This window comes from Streptomyces sp. NPDC057249 (assembly GCF_042669245.1).
Classification (GTDB): Bacteria; Actinomycetota; Actinomycetes; order Streptomycetales; family Streptomycetaceae; genus Streptomyces.
Genome location: NZ_JBHUXS010000043.1, coordinates 1 through 2,263, shown reverse-complemented (window position 1 = coordinate 2,263; position 2,263 = coordinate 1). Strand labels below are relative to the sequence as shown.

Here is a 2,263-nt window from a genome sequence, read left to right as displayed (position 1 = left end):
CCCGGAGGACCGGGCGGCCATTCCTCGCGAGCCACAAGCGGCAAACACCCATCAGCCACACCCGGTCCCCCCGGACCGCCAACCATTCTTAGGGATCACCCATGGCGCCATCGCACAGACCCCCGCGCGGCTTCCGCCCCCTCGCACGCGCCGCCGCCGTCCTGGCCGCCTCGCTCGCCGTGCTGGCCTCGCTGACCGGTACGGCCCCCGCCGCGCCGCAGGCCGCCGACCCCGCGGACGTCGACGTGCAGGTCAACGCCCAGGCGGCGCTGGGCACGCTGACCGGCGCCGCCCGCGGGGTCAACACCGCCATCTGGGACTCGCACATGAACGACCCCGAGGTGGCGGACCTGATGGCGGCGGCCGACGTCGGGGTGCTGCGCTATCCGGGGGGTTCGTACGCGGACATCTACCACTGGGAGACGCACACGGCACCCGGCGGCTATGTGGCCCCGGGCACCGGCTTCGACGCCTTCATGGGCACCGTCCGCGACGCCGGGGCGCAGCCGATCCTCATCGCCAACTACGGCTCCGGCACGCCGGAGGAGGCGGCCGGCTGGGTCCGGTACGCGAACGTCACCAAGAAGTACGGCGCGAAGTACTGGGAGATCGGCAACGAGATCTACGGCAACGGCCACTACGGCAGCGGCTGGGAGAACGACGAGCACGAGGACAAGAGCCCGCAGGAGTACGCGCGCGAGGTGCGCGCCTACGCGGCGGCGATGAAGGCCGTCGACCCCACGGTCAAGATCGGCGCGGTCCTCACCAGCCCGGGGGAGTGGCCGGACGGAGTCGTCGGCGACGGCGATGCCGGCGACTGGAACCACACCGTGCTCCCGGCCGTGGCCGACGTCATCGACTTCGTCAGCGTCCACTGGTACGCGGGCGGATCGGACACCACCGCCGACACCGCGATGTCCCGGCTGGCCAAGCTGCCCGGTGAGCTCCGGGAGGTGCGCGACCAGATCGACCGGGCCGCCGGTGCGCACTCGCCGGAGATCGGGATCGCGCTCACCGAGATCAACACCAACACCGGTGGCGCCCGGCTCACCGCCCGCCCCAACGGGCTCTTCGCCGCCGACGCGTTCATGACGGCGCTGGAGAACGGTGTGTTCAACGTCGACTGGTGGAACACCCACAACGGCGCGGGGGAGATCACCACCGTCGACGGGGAGACCGACTACGGCGACATGGGCATGCTGTCCAGCGGGGCCTGCGCCGGTGACGTCTGCGAACCGGCGCCCAACACGCCGTTCCACCCGTACTACGGGATGAAGATGACCGCCGAACTGGGCACCGCGGGCGACACCATGGTCGCCGCCGAGTCCTCCGCGCAGGACGTCTCGGCGCACGCCGTGCTCCGCGACGACGGCAGGCTGAGCGTCATGCTCGTCAACAAGAACCCGGACGCCGCCCGGACCGTCGCCCTCGACTACGCGGGCTTCACCCCGTCCGCCACCGCGCCGAAGGTCAGCCGCTACGCGCGCGGCGACAGCGACATCACCCAGGTCACCGACGGCGACGCGTCCGCGTCCCGGGTCACCGTGCCCCCGTACGCACTGCTCACCGTGACCCTCGACCCGAAGGCCGGGACCGGTCCGGCCGCCTCGGCCGCGGGCACCCCCGGCACCCCCCGCCTGGACGCGGTCACCGACACCACCGCGCGCCTCAGCTGGGACGGCGCGCCGGGCGCGACCCGTTACCTGGTCCAGGAGCGCGACGGCGCCCACACCCTCCTGGTCGGCGAGACCACCGGCACCTCGGTCACCCTGCGGAATCTGCCCCCGGGCAGCACCCACACGGTCAACGTACTGGCGGCTGACGCGACGGGGCGGCTCTCCGGTGCGTCCTCGCCTCTGACCTTCACCACCGGCACCCCCGAGGACGCGGTCTGCTCGGTGACGTACCACCGTGACTCCAGCTGGGGCAACGGCTTCGTGACCACCGTGACCGTGCGGAACCTGGCCGGCACGCCGATCACGGGCTGGACGGTCGACTGGGACTGGCCGACCACCGGCCAGTCGGTGGACTCCGGCTGGAACGCCACGTTCCACCAGACCGGTGCCCATGTGCGGGTCACCGCTCCCGACGGTGCGGGCGCGCTGGCGCCGGACGGCGGGTCGACCGCCTCCTTCGGGTTCGTCGGTGCCAACGACGGCCCCAACCCCGACCCGACCGTCTTCCGTCTGAACGGCGCGGTCTGCTCGGGCGGCTGACGAAGGCGTACGGGAGCCCCGGCCCCGGTCCGCGCGCGGACCGGGGC

Annotated in this window: 1 protein-coding gene; it reads left to right on the top strand. The window is 72.8% G+C overall.

Annotated features, from left to right (window positions below):
* The first annotated feature begins 101 nt into the window (after nucleotides 1–101).
* The gene (locus ACFUJY_RS35140; RefSeq protein WP_383307253.1) at nucleotides 102–2,216 is read left to right on the top strand and encodes a cellulose binding domain-containing protein; all 2,115 of its coding nucleotides are present in this window, start codon (nucleotides 102–104) and stop codon (nucleotides 2,214–2,216) included.
* The last annotated feature ends 47 nt before the right edge of the window (nucleotides 2,217–2,263 follow it).

Excerpts from the sequence above, each read along its gene's own strand:
- ACFUJY_RS35140 (WP_383307253.1), top strand. The coding sequence starts at position 102 with ATGGCGCCATCGCACAGACCCCCGCGCGGCTTCCGCCCCCTCGCACGC.